This window comes from Photorhabdus australis DSM 17609, assembly GCF_000711895.1.
Lineage (GTDB): Bacteria > Pseudomonadota > Gammaproteobacteria > Enterobacterales > Enterobacteriaceae > Photorhabdus > Photorhabdus australis.
This window is the reverse complement of record NZ_JONO01000076.1, coordinates 1-17,516: the sequence shown is the minus strand read 5'-3', so window position 1 is coordinate 17,516 and position 17,516 is coordinate 1. Positions and strand designations below refer to the sequence as shown.

General features: G+C 39.5%; 18 protein-coding genes and 2 pseudogenes. 10 read left to right on the top strand and 10 right to left on the bottom strand.

The genetic code is table 11. The features are described from left to right. Nucleotides 1–302 (top strand): IS630 family transposase (locus BO26_RS17010; protein WP_036773544.1); only part of this gene is annotated, 302 nt, incomplete at its 5' end. Between the two features lie 133 nt (nucleotides 303–435). Here the strand turns inward: BO26_RS17010 and BO26_RS22365 are convergent. The 3 genes from BO26_RS22365 to BO26_RS16995 form a co-directional block, all read right to left on the bottom strand. After that, entirely contained in the window at nucleotides 436–840 is a 405-nt protein-coding gene (locus tag BO26_RS22365; protein WP_072023294.1) for a hypothetical protein, read from the bottom strand. Between the two features lie 504 nt (nucleotides 841–1,344). Then, nucleotides 1,345–1,746 carry a hypothetical protein gene (locus BO26_RS17005; RefSeq protein ID WP_036773542.1) on the bottom strand — a complete coding sequence of 134 codons (402 nt, stop codon included), beginning with the start codon at nucleotides 1,744–1,746 and terminating at the stop codon, nucleotides 1,345–1,347. Between the two features lie 519 nt (nucleotides 1,747–2,265). Continuing rightward, entirely contained in the window at nucleotides 2,266–2,667 is a 402-nt protein-coding gene (locus BO26_RS16995) for a hypothetical protein (protein ID WP_036773537.1), read from the bottom strand. 980 nt (nucleotides 2,668–3,647) lie between these two features. On the opposite strand from BO26_RS16995, the gene BO26_RS16985 reads away from it, so the two are divergent. Both BO26_RS16985 and BO26_RS16980 read left to right on the top strand, forming a co-directional pair. Further along, nucleotides 3,648–4,295, top strand: a complete 648-nt coding sequence (locus BO26_RS16985; protein WP_036773533.1) for a hypothetical protein — start codon at nucleotides 3,648–3,650, stop codon at nucleotides 4,293–4,295. Nucleotides 4,296–4,563: 268 nt separating this feature from the next. Continuing rightward, nucleotides 4,564–5,208 carry a hypothetical protein gene (locus BO26_RS16980; RefSeq protein WP_036773531.1) on the top strand — a complete coding sequence of 215 codons (645 nt, stop codon included), beginning with the start codon at nucleotides 4,564–4,566 and terminating at the stop codon, nucleotides 5,206–5,208. Between the two features lie 92 nt (nucleotides 5,209–5,300). Here BO26_RS16980 and eutC read toward each other — a convergent pair whose 3' ends face one another. Genes eutC through eutA form a run of 3 tightly spaced genes read right to left on the bottom strand, consistent with a single transcriptional unit; the run spans nucleotide 5,301 to nucleotide 8,963 of the window. Then, on the bottom strand, nucleotides 5,301–6,119 hold the full coding sequence (gene eutC, locus BO26_RS16975; RefSeq protein ID WP_236637527.1) for an ethanolamine ammonia-lyase subunit EutC: 819 nt from the start codon (nucleotides 6,117–6,119) through the stop codon (nucleotides 5,301–5,303). Nucleotides 6,120–6,177: 58 nt separating this feature from the next. Beyond that, nucleotides 6,178–7,539: an ethanolamine ammonia-lyase subunit EutB gene (locus BO26_RS16970; protein WP_036773527.1), complete on the bottom strand. Its 1,362-nt coding sequence runs from the start codon at nucleotides 7,537–7,539 to the stop codon at nucleotides 6,178–6,180. Between the two features lie 11 nt (nucleotides 7,540–7,550). Further along, on the bottom strand, nucleotides 7,551–8,963 hold the full coding sequence (gene eutA, locus BO26_RS16965; protein ID WP_036773524.1) for an ethanolamine ammonia-lyase reactivating factor EutA: 1,413 nt from the start codon (nucleotides 8,961–8,963) through the stop codon (nucleotides 7,551–7,553). A 303-nt stretch (nucleotides 8,964–9,266) separates the two neighbouring features. Here eutA and cobA point away from each other — a divergent pair, with 303 nt between their 5' ends. From cobA to cobO, 5 genes and pseudogenes are all read left to right on the top strand, one after another. After that, nucleotides 9,267–10,049, top strand: coding sequence for a uroporphyrinogen-III C-methyltransferase (cobA, locus tag BO26_RS16960; RefSeq protein ID WP_036773549.1), 783 nt, complete (start codon nucleotides 9,267–9,269; stop codon nucleotides 10,047–10,049). A 31-nt stretch (nucleotides 10,050–10,080) separates the two neighbouring features. Further along, on the top strand, nucleotides 10,081–11,154 hold the full coding sequence (cobD, locus tag BO26_RS16955) for a threonine-phosphate decarboxylase CobD (protein ID WP_036773521.1): 1,074 nt from the start codon (nucleotides 10,081–10,083) through the stop codon (nucleotides 11,152–11,154). Next, entirely contained in the window at nucleotides 11,147–12,007 is an 861-nt protein-coding gene (locus BO26_RS16950) for a GHMP family kinase ATP-binding protein (RefSeq protein WP_036773517.1), read from the top strand. Before cobD ends, BO26_RS16950 begins: the two co-directional genes overlap by 8 nt. A 19-nt stretch (nucleotides 12,008–12,026) precedes the next feature. Beyond that, nucleotides 12,027–12,656: pseudogene (locus BO26_RS16945) on the top strand (NAD(P)-dependent oxidoreductase); the annotation flags it as partial. Nucleotides 12,657–12,725: 69 nt separating this feature from the next. Beyond that, nucleotides 12,726–13,268, top strand: a complete 543-nt coding sequence (gene cobO / locus BO26_RS16940; RefSeq protein ID WP_036773546.1) for a cob(I)yrinic acid a,c-diamide adenosyltransferase — start codon at nucleotides 12,726–12,728, stop codon at nucleotides 13,266–13,268. Between the two features lie 101 nt (nucleotides 13,269–13,369). Here cobO and BO26_RS24250 read toward each other — a convergent pair whose 3' ends face one another. The 3 genes and pseudogenes from BO26_RS24250 to BO26_RS24240 form a co-directional block, all read right to left on the bottom strand. Then, nucleotides 13,370–13,480, bottom strand: coding sequence for a helix-turn-helix domain-containing protein (locus tag BO26_RS24250; RefSeq protein ID WP_236637518.1), 111 nt, complete (start codon nucleotides 13,478–13,480; stop codon nucleotides 13,370–13,372). 14 nt (nucleotides 13,481–13,494) lie between these two features. After that, nucleotides 13,495–13,695 (bottom strand): hypothetical protein, encoded by a 201-nt coding sequence (locus tag BO26_RS24245; RefSeq protein WP_036773514.1) that lies wholly within the window; start codon nucleotides 13,693–13,695, stop codon nucleotides 13,495–13,497. An 18-nt stretch (nucleotides 13,696–13,713) separates the two neighbouring features. Next, nucleotides 13,714–13,992, bottom strand: a pseudogene (locus tag BO26_RS24240) (type II toxin-antitoxin system RelE/ParE family toxin); the annotation flags it as partial. Between the two features lie 710 nt (nucleotides 13,993–14,702). Between BO26_RS24240 and BO26_RS16925 the strand changes: the two are divergent. Continuing rightward, on the top strand, nucleotides 14,703–15,341 hold the full coding sequence (locus BO26_RS16925) for a hypothetical protein (RefSeq protein WP_036773511.1): 639 nt from the start codon (nucleotides 14,703–14,705) through the stop codon (nucleotides 15,339–15,341). Between the two features lie 741 nt (nucleotides 15,342–16,082). Next, nucleotides 16,083–16,865 (top strand): gp53-like domain-containing protein, encoded by a 783-nt coding sequence (locus tag BO26_RS16920; RefSeq protein ID WP_036773508.1) that lies wholly within the window; start codon nucleotides 16,083–16,085, stop codon nucleotides 16,863–16,865. A gap of 352 nt (nucleotides 16,866–17,217) precedes the next feature. On the opposite strand, the gene BO26_RS16915 is transcribed toward BO26_RS16920, so the two are convergent. Then, nucleotides 17,218–17,516, bottom strand: a 299-nt coding sequence (locus tag BO26_RS16915; protein WP_036773505.1) for an ISAs1 family transposase, incomplete at its 5' end; no start/stop codon positions are given.

Here is a 17,516-nt window from a genome sequence, read left to right as displayed (position 1 = left end):
ATCAAAAAATTCATCTTATTGTGGATGGGGCGGGTTACAACAAAGCGCATCTTGTGAAGGACTGGGCTTATATCAGCAATATTGAGTTACATTACCTTCCTCCCTACAGTCCCAATTTAAACCCGATAGAGCGATTATGGAAGGTCATGAATGAACAGGTTCGAAATAACCGTTATTTCGCTAATAAACAGGAATTTCGAGACAAAGTGTTCAAATTTTTCACCACAACGCTACCGGATATAGCGGACTCGCTGACATCGAGAATTAATGACCATTTTCAGGTGCTAAAAACTGCATCTTGAAGTTTCTTGGGTATAGATATATTAATTCGGATTTTGCCAGAAAATGGCGGTTAACACCAAATCCAATTTTAACCATTCAAATATCTGGTAGTCTGTATAAAGTCAAACTTTTGATAGAGGACATATATAAACTTCATGACGATTGAAATTTATTTTTTATTTTAAAACGAATATAGAGAATTAATAATTTTGAACCTGTGATTAAATTACAGCTAACAGAAAGACTGTAGTAAATAAAAGTAGAAATGGCAAAAAATAAGTAAATTGAAAGCATTAATGGAATTCCATATGCTTTTCCAGTGAAAAACATACCTGATATTATAAATAAAAAAATTGGAGTAGAAAATGTTAACGGCAAAGAAACTTCTTCAGCTATAAATAGCAGGTAATGACAAAAACAATCCGTTTTACTTTGATATTTATCATAAATGCGTGGATCATCTTTATGCAGGACAAGAAAGCTTCTCTTTATCTTAAGTAATTCTTTTAAGGTGAAGCCACTATTTAATATTAATTTTCTTAAGTCAGTTAGGTTCATTTATTTAGGTTCGATTTCATTTTATAATTGGTTATTTTTATCATGTTTTATTGATGAACTCAAGGCTTAAATTTACTTTTTATTTTAAAACGAATATAGAATATTGCTAATTTTAATCCTGTCACAGGATTAAAACTAACAGAGAGACTGTAATAAATCAAGAAAGAAATAAGAAAAAATAAATAAACAGATGACATTAATAGAATGTTTTGTATTTTTTCATCGAAAAACATACTTGATATCATCAATAAACAAACTGAAGTCAACAATATTAACGGTGCAGCGACTTCTTCGGCTATAAATAGCAGATAATGAGGTATTTATTATAAATGTGTGGGTCATCTTTATGCAGAGCAAGAAAGCTTTTCTTTATCTTAAGTAATTCTTTTAAGGTGAAGCCACTATTTAATATTAATTTTTTTAAGTCAGTTAAGTTCATGTTCATTTATTTAGGTTCGATTTAATTTTATAATTATTTATTTTTATCATGTTTTATTGATGAACTCAAGGGTTAAGTTTACTTTTTATTTTAAAGCGAATATAGAACATTGCTAATTTTAATCCTGTGATAGGATTGCATTTAACAGAGAAGCTATAATAAATTAAGAAAAAAATTGTAAAGAATAAGTAAGTAGATGTCATTAATGGAATGCTGTATGCTTTTTCACTGAAAAACATACCTGATATTATAAATAAACAAACTGAATTCAACAGTATTAACGGTGTAGCTAATTCTTCAGCTATAAGTAATAGATAATGACAAAAACAATCTGTTTTACTTTGGTATTTGTCATAAACATCAGGGTCATCTTTATATAGCATAATAAAGTTTTTCTTTATCTTAAATAATTCTTTTAAGGTGAATCTGCTATTTAATATTAATTTTCTTAAATCAATTATATTCATTTATTTAGACTCGATTTATTTGATTTTGTAATTGGTTGTTTTTATCAATGCTTTATTGATGAACTTAATAATTGAATTTGTTTTTATTTTAAAACGAATATAGAAAATTAGTAATTTTGAGCCTGTGATTAAATTACAGCTAACGGAAAGAGTATAATAAATAAAAGCAGAAATGGCAAAGAATAAGTAAATAGATGACATTAATGGAATTCCATATGCCATATCACTGAAAAACATACCTGATATTATAAATAAACAAATTGAAGTAGAAAATGTTAACGGTAAAGAGACTTCTTCAGCTATAAATAGCAGATACTGACAAAAACAATCTGTTTTGCTTTGATATTTATCATAAATATATGGATCATCTTTATGCAGAATAAGAAAACTTCTCTTTATTTTTAATAATTCTTTTAAGGTGAATCCACTATTTAATATTAATTTTCTTAAGTCAGCTAAGTTAATTTATTTAGACTCGGTTTTATAATTGGTTATTTTAATCCTGTTTTATTAATAAACTCAAGGGTTAAATTTACTTTTTATTTTAAAGCGAGTATAGAATATTGCTAATTTTAATCCTGTCACAGGATTACAACTAACAGAGAGACTGTAATAAATCAAGAAAGAAATAAGAAAAAATAAATAAACAGATGACATTAATAGAATGCTTTGTATTTTTTCATCGAAAAACATACTTGATATCATCAATAAACAAACTGAAGTCAACAATATTAACGGTGCAGCGACTTCTTCGGCTATAAATAGTAGATAATGACAAAAACAATCTGTTTTGCTTTGATATTTATCATAAATATATGGGTCATCTTTATGCAGTACAAGAAAACTTCTCTTTATCTTAAGCAATTCTTTTAAAGTGAATCCACTATTTAATATTAACTTTCTTAATTCAATTAAAGGCATTTTTTAAACTCGTTTTTCTAACTATATATACCCTTCATCCTTCAAGTTGCCTCATTTGTTGGCTGCACTCACTCACCCCGGTCACATCGTTATCTATGCTCCCGGGGATTCGCTCCCTTGCCGTCGCGATGCATCTTGAAATCTATTGGGTATAAATTGTTTGCCGTAACATACTTAATTTTTTATAACTGCTTTAAATTTTCTTTTATTTTTAGACGAAGATAGAAAATGACTAACTTTATGCATGTGAAAAAATTATAACGATAGCGGTGATAAAAAGATTTATAGCATATGCATATTATTGTTGAAATGATATAAAGAATCGATACTAATGATAAATTGGATATTGAATTCTCGTCATAGAGGAAAATCTCCATTATTATGTAACCTACATACATGAGAGCAAAAAATAACACGGGATCGCCGGCATCTTCAGCAAGTACTATTATGACGTTGTAAATATTATCGCTTTTTGTGTAATACTTTATTACATATCTTCTTTCATCATCATCAAGATTTTTAAAGGTCCTTTGCATCATAAGAAGCTCTTTAAATGTGAATCCGCTACTGAGGGTTAATTTTCTTAATTTTTCCAAATCCATTTATTTAACCTATAATATTTTGTCGATATAATGACTTATTATAACATAACTATTGGTTTGTTATACTTAATGAATGCTTTATTTATATCTGTTTTTCGAAAGTTTGTTGTACTTAGTAATATGGTACTATTGTCGTAAGAAAAATGAAAAAAATGTTATTATAATAGATAACGAGAAAAAACAGTATCTTATTTAGGTTTTTATTTATTGCGCAAATGAATGATAAATTATATGCAATGGATTCGTTGATTGTATTTTTTCACTGTGCTGATAAATTTCAATATTTAACTGTTCGGGTAAAGTGTTAAGTTGAATTTTACAGGTAAAATTACCTGTTATATATGTTACTAAATAAAGGGAATAATGAGGAGAAGAATAATGTCATCGAAAAAAGTGAAATCTATAGGACCTCTTCAAGCCATTGAGATTTATAGTGTTAGCAATGTATTATCGCCAACTACGGTCCCGGCGGTAATTATAAAAAACAACAGCAGGGAACAAACAATTAGGGTTATAAGTTACTGGGCCCGTCTTGTTGGAGAATATCATCAATATAATTCTGTTGATATTTATGCTGGCGAATTAAAGATATTTGGAGCACCCAGCGACCTTCTTTACCGTTATAAAATTATAGTCTCCAATCTTGACAGTACCGATAATGCAGAAATTGAATTTGTGATGGAGGAAGGGTGGACGGACACTGGAATTCCATTCAGAATGATATATGTGCCCTCTCAGGGGGAATCTGAAGTTTATCGTTCTGGTAGTGCAGTACTCCCGATTAAGTTCAGTGACGCAATTGTAAAAAACAATAGTCTGGCAAATATCAGGGCTACAAATTTTTGGGCTGGTCCATTTGGACATTATAATATTTATAGCTCTGTTGATGTTCGCGCAGGTAAGACGGAAATACTTGCATCACCTCCTAATGTGATTAATTACTATAAAATTGTACTCTTCAACATGAGCACTGATGTTCCAAATGCAGAAGTTAAAGTTATGTCGCATTTATGGGACGGGAAATGAATCAGGAGGCAAGTTCTGGCCAGCCATCCTGTTTTTATATTGATGATTTTATTAATGGTGCCATCGTTGTAAAAAAATGAGAGAAAAAAGTATTATCTATTTCATGATTGAATGACAAATTATATACCATGAATTCGTTGACTGTGTTTTTTACTTTGATGGCAAATTTCAATATTTAATTGTTTGCGGAAATTGTTAAGTTGAATTTTACAGGTAAAACTATCTTTTATATATGTTACTAAATAACAGAAATAATGAGGAAAAAATAATGTCATTGAAAAAAACTGTATCTATAGGTCCTCTTCAAACCGTTGAGATTTATAGTAATAGCAATATTGTAGTGCCTAATACTGTCCCGGCGGCAATTATAAAAAACAAGAGCATGGCACCAATTAGAGCTATAAATTACTGGGCTCGTCTGATTGGAGATTATCATCAGTATAGTTCTATTGATGTTTATTCCGGTGAAGTTAAAATATTCGGTGGGCCTGGTGACCTTATTTACCGATATAAAATTGTGGTCACCAATCTTAGTAATACCGAAACTGCAGAAATTGAATTTGTAATGGACCCTGCGTGGAAAAAAGCTGGAATTCCATCAAGAATGGTACATATGAATTCTAACGATGCATATGTAATCTATAATTCAGGTAATGCAGTATTACCCACTGATTTCAGTGACGCAATTATAAAAAACAATAGTCTGGCAAATATCAGGGCTATAAATTATTGGGCTGGTCCGTTTGGACATTATAATCAGTATAGCTATGTTGATATTTACTCCGGTAAGACGGAAATACTTGCATCACCTCCTAATGTTGTTAATTACTATAAAATTGAGTTCTACAACATAAGCAGTATTCTAAATGCAGAACTTGAAGTTATATCGCATTTGTGGTTAGGCAATCAATAAAGCAGGAGGCAGGTTATGACCTGCCATCCTATTTTTTATATTGATGATTTTCTTAATGAAGCAAAAAATTATTGTTTATCGTCACCATTTTATCAACGACTAAGAGCAATGCCGGAAGCTTGCTGCTCCAGCATATTTTTCGCTAAATCGACAATAATTGCCGCGGCTTCGATGGGTGGTGTGCCGCCACGATGAATATTCGAGATACAAGTGCGGTCAGCTTCAACGGTTTTTTCTACTGTTGGTTTATAAACTGCATAGCAGGAGAGACTTTCCGATTGCCCTAATCCGGGACGTTCTCCAATCAATAAGATAACTACTTTAGCTTTTAGTAACTCGCCGATTTGATCTTCGATTTTGACGCGACCATAACGCACAAAAAACGGGGTGCCGATGCACATTCCCGCTTGTTCCAACCCTTTTAACAGTGGTGGCACGAGATCTTCGTAGTTGGTGATAATGGCATCAGTAGAAAGGCCATCGGAGATCACAACTTGTACATCGGGGTCAATTTTGCACTGTGTTAGCAAGGTTTCTACCGCATTCGCACTGAGTTTTCTTCCCAGATCCGGGCGAGTTAAATAGAGGTTTTTGTCGCTAACTTGAGATTGCACTTCCAGCAATCCGCGTTTTTCTATCCATTCAACCGGGACTTCTTTTAACACCGTATCTTTAGAACGGGAGTGATCAGCCTGAAAACGCAGTAATGCCTGAGTACGTGGCCGCGGACCGCTGCGGCCGGTACCGACTCTCGCCACAGTGCTACGGCGTAACTCCTGTAAGACTTCCATACGGTTCGGGTTTTGCACACCGATCCACTGCTTGGCTTCCAAGGAGCCTAAATCCGGCGTACAGCTTTTAACTTCGTCTGTGATCTCAGGGGATGCATGGGGTTTTTGGTCAGATACCATATGGTTTGCATTCTTTTTAATTTGTTCTTGATTCATGGTCAGTTATCTCAGCAAAGAATTAGAAAAAGAACGATGCATCGCCCGCACGTGATGTTAAACGGCCATTTGCCATCAGTCCCATCTGCTCCAGCCAGAGTTCAAATTCTGGCGATGGGTGCAGATTGAGTAAATGACGAATAGTCGCGGTATCGTGGAAAGCGGATGTTTGGTAATTGAGCATAATGTCATCACCGAGCGGCATGCCCATGATAAAATTACATCCTGCGGTTGCCAGCAAGATCATCAGGTTTTCATTCTGGTTTTGATCGGAATCTGCGTGATTGGTATAGCAACAGTCACATCCCATTGAAACGCCGCTGAGTTTGCCCATAAAGTGATCTTCTAATCCGGCGCGGATGATCTGGCGATCATTGTAGAGATATTCCGGCCCGATGAAACCGACAACGGTATTCACCAGAAATGGGTCATAGTGGCGTGCCAAACCATAGTTTCGTGCCTCCATTGTCACTTGATCAGCGCCAAAGTGAGCGCCGGCAGAGAGAGCGGAACCTTGTCCGGTTTCAAGATACAGGCAGTTGCTGCCGGCAAGACGGCAATATTCCGCGCCAATAGCACGTGCTTCATCCAACATTTCCAGCTCTACCCCAAACTCTTTCAGCCCTTTTTCACTGCCACAAATACTTTGGAAAATTAAACCACCCGGTGCACCACGTTTAATAGCTTCTATCTGAGTGGTGACATGAGCTAAGACACAGCCTTGCGTTGGGATGGCGAATTTGTCGATCACCTCATAGATGGTATCCAACACGCGAGTCAGGTTTTCTACGTCATCTGTTACCGGGTTGACGCCGATAACCGCATCACCCACACCGAAAGATAATCCTTCGTAAATTTGAGCGCGGATACTTTGTATATCGTCGCGAGTGTCGTTAGGTTGAAGACGAGCGCTGAATGTTCCCGGTGTCCCGATAGTGGTATTGGCTTTTTTGATCACTGGCATTTTTTTCGCGCCATAGATCAGGTCCGCATTGGAGCTGATTTTTGCTACTGCCGCGACGACTTCAGAGCTGATTCCTTTACGCAGAAAGGCGATATCATCCACGCTGGTATCATCGCTCAGTATGTATTCACGCAGCTCGCCAATGCGCCAGTTTTTGATGCGGCTATAGGCGATTTCATTAATGTCGTCCTGAATAATGCGAGTAACGCAATCCTCTTCGTAGGGAATAACTGGGTTCATACGGATATCCGCTATCGTCATTTCCGAGAGGACGTGTTTAGCGGCTACCCGTTGCTGAGAATTTTCGGCTGCCACTCCGGCCAATATATCCCCTGAACGCAGTTCGTTGGCCATCGCTAGTACCTGTTTAATATCTTTAAACTGATACGTTTTACCAAAAAGCTGGGTTTTTAATTTCATATTTCGCTCTCTCAGGAAGGAAAAGCCAATGATTTGATGGTGACGGGAACGACGGTGCCACCAAATAGTGGAATGCCAATGTCGATATAATCTCCGGTGCGGGTGATAACTTCGTCTATAACCGCCAGTTGCCGTCCCCCCATCAAGGGATGTAGCAGCATACCCAGTGCTTTGCCGAAATCCTGACTGGCAACGATCAGCAGCGGATGAGAAGAGGGATAGCGTGCAGTAAAATCCTGTAAAGCTGTGATACAGGTTTGCACGGCGGCGTAATTTACCGGCAAGGTATCGGGCAGAGCCAATGCATACAGATCTTGTTCGGCATTGAGATCCATGTGTGCCAGCGCGTGTAACCAGTCTTCTACCAGTGATTCAGCGGTTTCTGCTTCAGGATGGACGACGGGGATGTTACACAGTGGTAGTGATAGCGTATCAAGCCAGATAGTGCTACCGGATAGCGATAATGTATGAGCGCCAGCGCCAATCACGGTGGCGCGCACGGTTTGTTTTGGTACTTGTAATGGCAGTTTGGCGAAATCATTATCACGATGAATAGCATGTGCCAATAGCGGCCCCAGATCGTGAAAACGGAATGGATCACTGTCTGATGCTTCACGATAACATTCGCCTACGCCACCAGAGAGTGTGACAGCGTAGAGTTCACCGCAATCGGGTAGTGGTTCTGTCATCAGTAATTGTTTTGCCAGCGGTGTGAGATGTCCGACAGCGACTTCCCACAGCAACTGCGACATTCGTTCAGTGATCTGCTGCAATTGCGTGGTTGTCAGATGTTGAACATCCGTGTTTTCACCAAACAGTGAATGAACAATCTGTGTTCCGGGCGGATGTGCCCGCAAGACTTTCCCTTGAGGATTGGTTTCTAGTAAGCGGCCACCGACATTCAGACAGGCGGAGGCAACTAATCGTCCAGCATCAAATAAAGCGTAGTTCGCTGTGCCGCCGCCAATGTCGATGTTGAGCACTTTCGTCATTTTCTGTTGTGACAATGCCTGAGCACCAGAACCAAAACCGGCAATCACGGATTCCAGATGCGGCCCCGCTGTTGCTACAACAAAATCGCCCAGTTTCTGTGCCAGTGTCATGATCGCAGGGCGTGCATTGCATGTTTTAGCGGTTTCACCAGTAATGATCACGGCACCAGAGTCGATATTTGCTGGATCGATCCCTGCTGCTCGATATTGTTCCTGAATCAAACCAAGTAGCTCGTCTTCGTGCAGTTGCCCGGCAAAATCTACGGGTGTAAATAACACTGGGCTTTGCCAGATGATCTCGCGGCGAACAAATTCATAGCGTGGTACTTGTGATACCGTTGCACGGTTTACCAGCGACAGACGCGAAAAAATCACCTGTGTGGTGGTGGTGCCGATGTCAATACCGACACTGAATAATTCCCTGGCTTCCATAACTACGCCCTCTGTCTGTAATAAGGCGTATGTTGGCATTTTTTTTTATGAATCAGTATTAAATGCCAGCAATTTGGTTAAAAAGACAACTGCAATCACAAAAACATTAAGCATTATAATAAAAACGATGTAGGTACAAACTACCGAGCCAAGCTATCAGGAGAAACAAGCAGATAAAGCCATCATGTGCCGGGTGTATTCCCATTAACAAAAGTGAAGAATTATTGATCTCACGTCATATCGTGTCGCTGACTATCAGTAATATATCTTCCAACAGACTTTCGTTACGGGGTAAGAAAAATGATAAATAGCGGAAAAGTTTGGTTGGTAGGTGCTGGCCCGGGCGATGCGGCGCTGATTACTGTCAGAGGATTACACTGTATCCGTCAGGCTGATGCGTTGGTCTATGATCGGTTGGTTAGCCCAGATCTGTTATCGGAAGCACCTGATGGTTGTAAAATGATTAACGTCGGTAAGACGCCGAATTATCATCCGGTGCCGCAACGGCAAATCAATCAAATTCTGGTGGAGTGTGCGCAACAAGGGTTAAATGTCGTTCGCTTGAAAGGGGGCGATCCTTATGTGTTTGGCCGTGGTGGTGAAGAGGCTGAAGCGTTAGCACTGGCGAAAATCCCTTTTGAGGTTGTGCCGGGTATTAGTTCATCAATTGGTGGTTTGGCTTGTGCGGGGATTCCAGTTACTCACCGTGATTATGCTTCGGGTTTTCATGTGATTACTGGTCACTTACGTCGGGGAAATGAACCGCAGGATTGGGCAATGCTGGCAAAGCTGGAAGGTACGCTGGTGATCTTGATGGGAATGACTCAACTGGCGAGCATTTGTGAACAACTTATTGCTGGCGGTAAAGCGCCGACAACCCCGGCGGCAGTTGTGATGTATGCCAGTCATCAGCAACAGCGGGTTGCCAGCGCGACGTTAGTGACACTGGCGCAGCAGGTAGCAGAGCAAGGATTGACTGCTCCAGCATTGATTGTTATTGGTGATGTGGTGCGTCTACGGGAAAAGCTGGCTTTTAGTCGGGAGCGTTTGTTACTGGCTTCAGCCCCATCACTGATGGCGCTCTGATTGTCTATTTAACATTTTGACAGGGTATTCAATGGGTGAACATGGCGGTAATGTGCTGGAAATGGCGCTGAAAATCGGTGTTACAGCGGAAGAGATGACTGATTTCAGCGCTAATATTAACCCGTTGGGCATGCCGGGCTCTCTGAAAACGGCCATTATTGACCAGTTACAGCGGGCTGAGTGTTATCCTGATACGGAATATCGCCGGTTACATGCAGTGTTGGCACAGGCTCATCATTGCACCGCTGAAAATCTGATCGCGGGTAACGGTGCTACCGAATTAATTTACGCCGTGGTGAATTACCTTAAGCCGCGTCGGGCCATGCTATTAATACCGGGATTTGCTGAATACCGGAAAGCTTTACAACGGATTGATTGCCAGATTAACGATTATGTGATGAGTGAAGCAGAGGGTTATCAGCCTGATGAGCGTTTGTTGGTGAAATTGGAGAGCTGTCGCCCTGATTGTCTGTTTCTTGCCACACCCAATAATCCAACCGGTTTGATGCCAGATACTGCGTTATTGCAGGCGATATTTGAACGTTGTCGTCAACATAATATTGCGCTGATTGTCGATGAGGCGTTTATCGATTTTATCCCGGATACTGCCGGATTTATTCCTCAGATAGCGGATTATCCCCGTCTCTATATTCTGCGTTCACTCACGAAATTTTTCGCTATTCCGGGGTTGCGCCTTGGTTATCTGGTCAGTAGTGATGTTGCGGGCATTCGAGCAATGAAACGCTGGCGAGAACCGTGGACCATTAATGTTTTCGCCGCGTTGGCGGGTGAAATCGTCCTCAATGATAACGCTTACATTCAGGCAACACACCATTGGCTGGCGCAGCAGCAACGTTGGTTCTATCAAGCATTGGCCGGGTTACCAGAATTGTTTGTTTGGCCTCCTGCGGCTAATTATATTTTCCTGCGCTGTCTGCGCCCGGAAATCGATCTTCAGCAAGCATTATTGAAACACCGAATACTCATCCGTCATTGTGCTAACTATCCGGGCTTAAGTGCTGCTCATTACCGGGTCGCCATAAAGAGTGAGCATGATAACCATCGTCTGGTATCGGCGTTACGTCAGGTATTGGGTTATGGCTGAAGCACGCTGCCCGGCATCGTGTGGTGAACTGATCCAGGGATGGATTCTTGGTAGTGAGAAGTTGATCTCCTGTCCGGTGAATTGGTTCAGCGAGGTTTCTGTTACAGAGGGGGTACCGGAAAAACGTGAGCGCCCTCGCATGCGTCAAATGATGAAAGCTGTACTGGCGTATTTTGACTTGCCGGTGGAAATGGCACGAGGTTTACGTATCTCCTGGACTTCTACGATTCCGGTAGCAAAAGGGTTAGCAAGTAGTACTGCGGATATTGCCGCCACGGCGCTGGCAACGGCACGTTATCTGGGCAAAACCCTTGATGAAACGACACTGGCTGGCCTTTGTGTCCAGCTGGAACCTACCGATAGTACGCTGTTCAGCCAGCTTACTTTATTTGATCATCAAACAGGGGCGACTCAAATTTCATGTCACTGGCAGCCAGCTGTCGATATTTTGTTACTTGAAAGCCCAAAAACCTTGGTCACTGCTGATTATCACCGTTTAGATCGCCATCCAACATTACTGGAAAATGCCGCAGTGCTAGAGCATGCCTGGAAACTATTCTGTAAAGCCGTTGCTACACGTGATTGTTGGCGATTGGGGGAAGCCACGACGCTCAGTGCACAAGCGAGTCAAAAACTGTTGGAAAAACCGGCATTTAACAGTTTGCTGGAATTGGTAGAACAGAGTGGGATCTACGGGCTGAATGTTGCTCATAGTGGCAGTGTTATCGGGTTATTGTGTGATCGTCACCAGCATGATGTTGAGTATTTGTGCTGGTGGCTGAAACACAGGGACATCACCCGTTTTTATCCGCGTCAGCATCTGCTGAGTATGATACCGGGTGGTGTGCGTTAACAGTGGGGGAGGGATCATGTTGGATTATTTGCCGATGTTTTGTCAGATCCGGGATAAAACTTGTCTGCTGGTTGGGGGCGGTCAGGTGGCCGAACGTAAGGCGCGTTTGTTATTAGACGCTGGTGCATATCTGCTGGTTAATGCACGAGAATTCACCTCACAATTCCATCTCTGGGATGATGCAGGTCAGGTAACACTGATTTACGGTGAATTTGAACCTTGTTGGCTTGATCTCAGCTGGTTGGTTATTGCTGCGACCAATGATGCAGCCGTTAATCGTTACGTGAGTGATTGTGCGACGCAACGGCGTATTTTCTGTAACGTGGTGGATGAGCCACAGCAGGCCAGTTTTATTACACCGTCAGTCATTGATCGTTCGCCACTGGTCATTGCGATCTCCTCTGGTGGTAATGCACCGGTGCTGGTCAGGTTATTGCGTGAAAAACTGGAACGGCTGTTACCGATACATCTTGGGCGTTTGGCTGCATACGGCGGGGCGCTTCGTCAACGGGTAAAACAGCATTTTGATAACCTGGCAGCTCGCCGTTACTTTTGGGAGCGGTTTTTTACCAGCGAACCATTAATGCAATCGTTTATCAGCCAAGATCATCAACAAGTTGATCGTGTGGTAGAAACATTGCTCTCTGAATCACCTCAAGTAAATACAAACAAAACAGACAGTTGTTCTTTAACTGACGAACATACTGGAGCCATATAAATGAGTGAGGAGCGATATAAACAGAGAAAACAGCGGCAGAAAGAGAGATTTATGGCACAGGTTGCGGCTGCTCAGAAAAGCAGAGGGATAGTGATCATCTATACCGGCAGTGGTGAAGGAAAAACAGCCGCAGCGATGGGGACGGTTACGCGAGCGGTAGGCCATGGATTAAAGGCGGGGGTTGTCCAGTTTATTCAGGGAGAATGGTCAACCGGTGAGCGGGTTTTGTTGCAACAACATGGCGTTGAATTTCAGCTAATATCGATGGATTTAGCTGGAGAAACGCAAAATCATGCCAAGGATATTGCTGCTATTGGGGTCTGGCAACATGCGTTGCGTATGATGCATGATCCTGCCTTGTCATTAGTGGTGCTTGATGAACTGACTTATATGATAAGCAATGGTTATTTATCACTTGATGAAGTCATCGAGGCATTAAACCAACGGCCAATTAATCAGACGGTAATCATTACCGGACCAAATTGTCCTGCTGAATTAGTTGAACGGGCCGATACTGTCAGTGAAATGCGTCCCGTAAAATAAGTTTTCACCGAGGTAGAAAACCCAGATAGGCATCTATAAAACGGATAAGCCACTAATTATACCGATGTCTTATCCGATCGCTTAGTAAATAAATCGGTAACTTACATGAGTATTTCAAGTCCTTTTTTCTCAATAATCATCAGAAGTTTCAATGCGGCACCTGTAGGATGTGTTTCATCTCTTTCCCATTTTTGGACACTATTGGCGGACATATTAATAGCAGTGGCTAAGGCTCCTTGGCTGATATTATAACATTCACGAATTTTTTTATGCGTTCTCCAGTCATTACAACGGATGAAGAGTGGTTTATGTTTTTATCTTCTTTAACCAATGCATTAATTTCTCGCATAGTTATATTTGATACTGTGCCAGATTTGTGAAAACGCTCTGCCATTTTCTGCATTCTGATGAGTCGGTTATCATTCATTACAGTTACCTCAGTTAATAAACCAGACGATAAGTTGTCTTTAAGATTCTTATCACTGATATTAAGAAAGTCTTTGGCTAATAGCTTGTAAACTTTTAACAGTTTATCGGGAATTTCTTTTCCCGATTTTGCTACGTCTTTTTTTAGCCAGCCGTCAATAAAGATTATTTTATCATTATACCTGAATGCAACGATAGAACGTGCGCTACCACTTTTCCCAGTCCTTGCAAGGGCGATCCTTTTTTTGAATAGATTGCCACCAAGATTGGCATCGACTAGTCCGTTTATTACTTCTTTAGCGGATTGGCAAAATCAGCACTAGTTAGTGAATTATCGTCCATGAAGGCTGCGAAATCATCGGTAGTAAAAATTCTCATTCCTGTGAGCCTAATTGAATTTTATAATAATATTTACTATAGTAAATATTATTATAGTATGCAGCTCTTATTAACTCTTTTATTTCTTACCTAAAAGAAAATTGAGTTTTAGCGTTCTCAGGATATTTAAACAAGATTTGGATCATTGCATGTTGTAAGGATAACGGTTATTAAAATATTATGAAAATAATTTTATTATCGCTATGTGTATTTATTATTGAATTTATCATTAATTTAGATTGATTATATAAAAATAAATTAATAGTTAAGTGATTTATTTACTGTTGGTAATGAGCTTTATCGAGCATATATTCTATAAGACTTGGTAATATATTAAATCAAATTCCATGTAATATATTCCACAATCCAATAATTTTAGTTTATTTACAAGTTGGAATTTATATCTAATATTGTCGTCGGAATCAATATAACGTTAATTTAAGTTTTTATATGTGAAACGAGTGCACATAATCCATAGCGTATTCTGTCGCACACTTTATTAAGTTTTAAACAACGTATAATTATACCAATAGATTTCAAGATGCAGAGTGGTGGCAAGTGAAAGTAGCCAACAAAGAGGCAACTTGAAAGATAACGGGTATATTTAATTTATAAATTAAGAGGTTTAATATGTCTATTGAAAATACCGATATAGCTGAACAAACAACGGGTAAAGATTCCGTTGTACTTGGACATGCAGAAGCGCCGGCAATACATTCTATTGCAATTGGTGCATCACCCCGAAATTCTAAAACAATCAGTGAAGCGGCCATTGCTATCGGGCAAAATCAACTTGCGGGTAAACAAGGTGATACGAAGGTAGTTTGGCCTATTGCAATTGGTGCTGATTCCGTATCCAGTGGTTTGGCTTCTATTGCTTTGGGGCAAAAGGTGACCGCGAGTGCAGCTCAGGCAGTGGCGATTGGTCAACATTCTTCTGCGACAGAACAAGGGAGTATCGCATTAGGTGCAGATTCCATTGCGAATAAACCAAATGTTGTTTCTGTAGGAAAAACGGGTCACGAACGTAAGATTATACATGTTGCTGCTGGCGATATTTCAAATCACAGTACTGAGGCGGTTAATGGTCAGCAATTATATGCCGAATCGACAAGAGTTGATATATTACTAGATGCAAAGAATAAGGAATTGGCAGAAAAGATTGAATCGCTGGAAAGTGATATAACCAATCTTACTTTATTAGTTCAGAATAGTGTGGATGATGTTGCATTATTAAAGAAACGACTTGTTGAAGCATTGAATTATTAATATCAGTTATACCCAGTTGAAAAATAACAGGCATAGTTGTTATTTCATATATTTTGGGTTATTGAGCTGGATAATATATGATGAATGATTGAGTGGCAGTTCTTTTATTTGTCGATAGCTTATTTCCCTTCAATATTGAATCTTTCAGTTTAATAAAAGCCAGTTCAGAAACTGGCTTTTCACGTATCGGTTAAAAAGCAGACTTACAGAAAACGAGGCGTTGACAGATAGATAACAACGCTATGAACGCTTGATATGAAAGATGTAACAGATTTCATGATGAATTCTCTTTATTGGTAAAATGTGACTTGTTTCACGAAAATCTAAATTATGGCTGTGATTTTAATCAGAAAAACTTCAGAGTCAAGCGTTTTTAAAAAATATTTTAAACATTAAAATATTTTTGTGTGAGTGTCTTGTATGACGAAATGAGCAAGCGTGTGAGGCGGGATGGTGAGTGATCTTGCTGACGATAGTCTTTGAGATTGTATGTTAGTTGGTCGGCTAATCAATCGTTACATGAGAAAACGACGGTTGAACAGTGGGAATCAGGCGATTTATCGGCCAGATTCAAATCTGGCAAGACGAAATTATACTTATAGTTTGTTATTTAAGTTGTAGGAACATTTCATTATCATTTTTATGAACTAGACTAATTATTGTGAGGAATCGTAAAAATCAGCTTGACAATAATTCAATATGTTTCTGATGAAATAATATTATTTTATTTAAGGAGTACATATGAGTTCTAAGAATGAATTTAAGGCTTTTTCTGTTGATAAAAATGCCAATGTAGTTGATCAAGAAAGATATGAGGAAAGTCATAATTTGTATGTTGGATTTCTGCCAGAAAGTATCCCCTCGCATTTACTAAACAAAGCATTGCGTCAATCATCAACAATATCATCTGTTGTGGCTGATTTTATTGCGACACAATCTGGCGATGATGTTCTGGACGATGGTAATGTAGCTAAGCTTATCGTTCAATTAAATAAAGCGTTAGAACAAAAAACTATGGCAAGTATTCCTGATGCATCATTAACGCAAAAAGGTGTTGTTCAACTGACTAATTATCTTGGTGATAGTGACACATTGGCAGTGACACAAAAGCTTGCTCTGGAAATGCAAAGATTAGCTGTACCCATTGGTCGGAAAGTGAATGGGAAATCTCTGATTACAGATATTAATCTGAATGCAGAGGATGTAGGGACATATTACAAGTCGGAAATAGATGTTCGAATCGCCAGGAACACAGCGACTAGATCTATGAATGGTTGGTGGCAATGTGGTAATACGCGTATCACGTATCAATGGGGAATAGTGACTAGAATTGCAAATGAAACCAATGTTTATTTCCCCATATCATTTTCTGAAGTATGTTGGAACGTGCAACTGACAGTATCGAACATTAATGGACAAGCGAGTGGAGCAAACATATTAGTTAAGAATTTATCAACGTCAGGGTTTACCTATTATTCTGAGGTTGGTGAAAATTCGGCTTACTGGTTTGCTATAGGCTATTAATATAGAAATTATGATAAAAGCCGGAACTAGTTCCGGCTTAATCTCAAGCATAATATCGATATTTTCTCCATGTTTTTAGTAAAATATCTATGCTAGTCTCAATATTCAAGCTAAAAATTAGGACTTTTTAAGTGAAGAATATAATGATTCGCCATGTTGAAGAGGGTGATTATGAACAAGTGCGTCAGTTATACGCCTACCCACAAATTTATTAAGGTACTTTACAGTTCATATCCTTTTGTTGACAAAGTGCTGGCTGTTTAGTCAGTGTTTTGTTCCAATAAAATCTTAAGAAAAAATAAAAAATGATCTTACTGTCATATTCAGGGTGGGATTCCACTTTGTATTTAATTTAATCAAAGATAAGTTGACTACGGAATTCCCCTGACCAAATGGCTCTTCGACGTTTAGCCGCCTGACTGTCTTTTATACTGGTATTCTGTTTAATCACATTTAATGCAATTCGGTTAAAAAGCGCCATTTGTGCAGCCCCATCAGGATCTTTGAGTGAGATAGCATCTTCTCGAAAAGTGACATCTAATACCCAATGCAGCTCGTTTTCTACCGACCAGTGCCTTCTTATTGCCTTAGCCACGATTTCCGCCTCCAACGGTAGCGAGCTGACATACCAGCGTGAATCACGATGGGGAG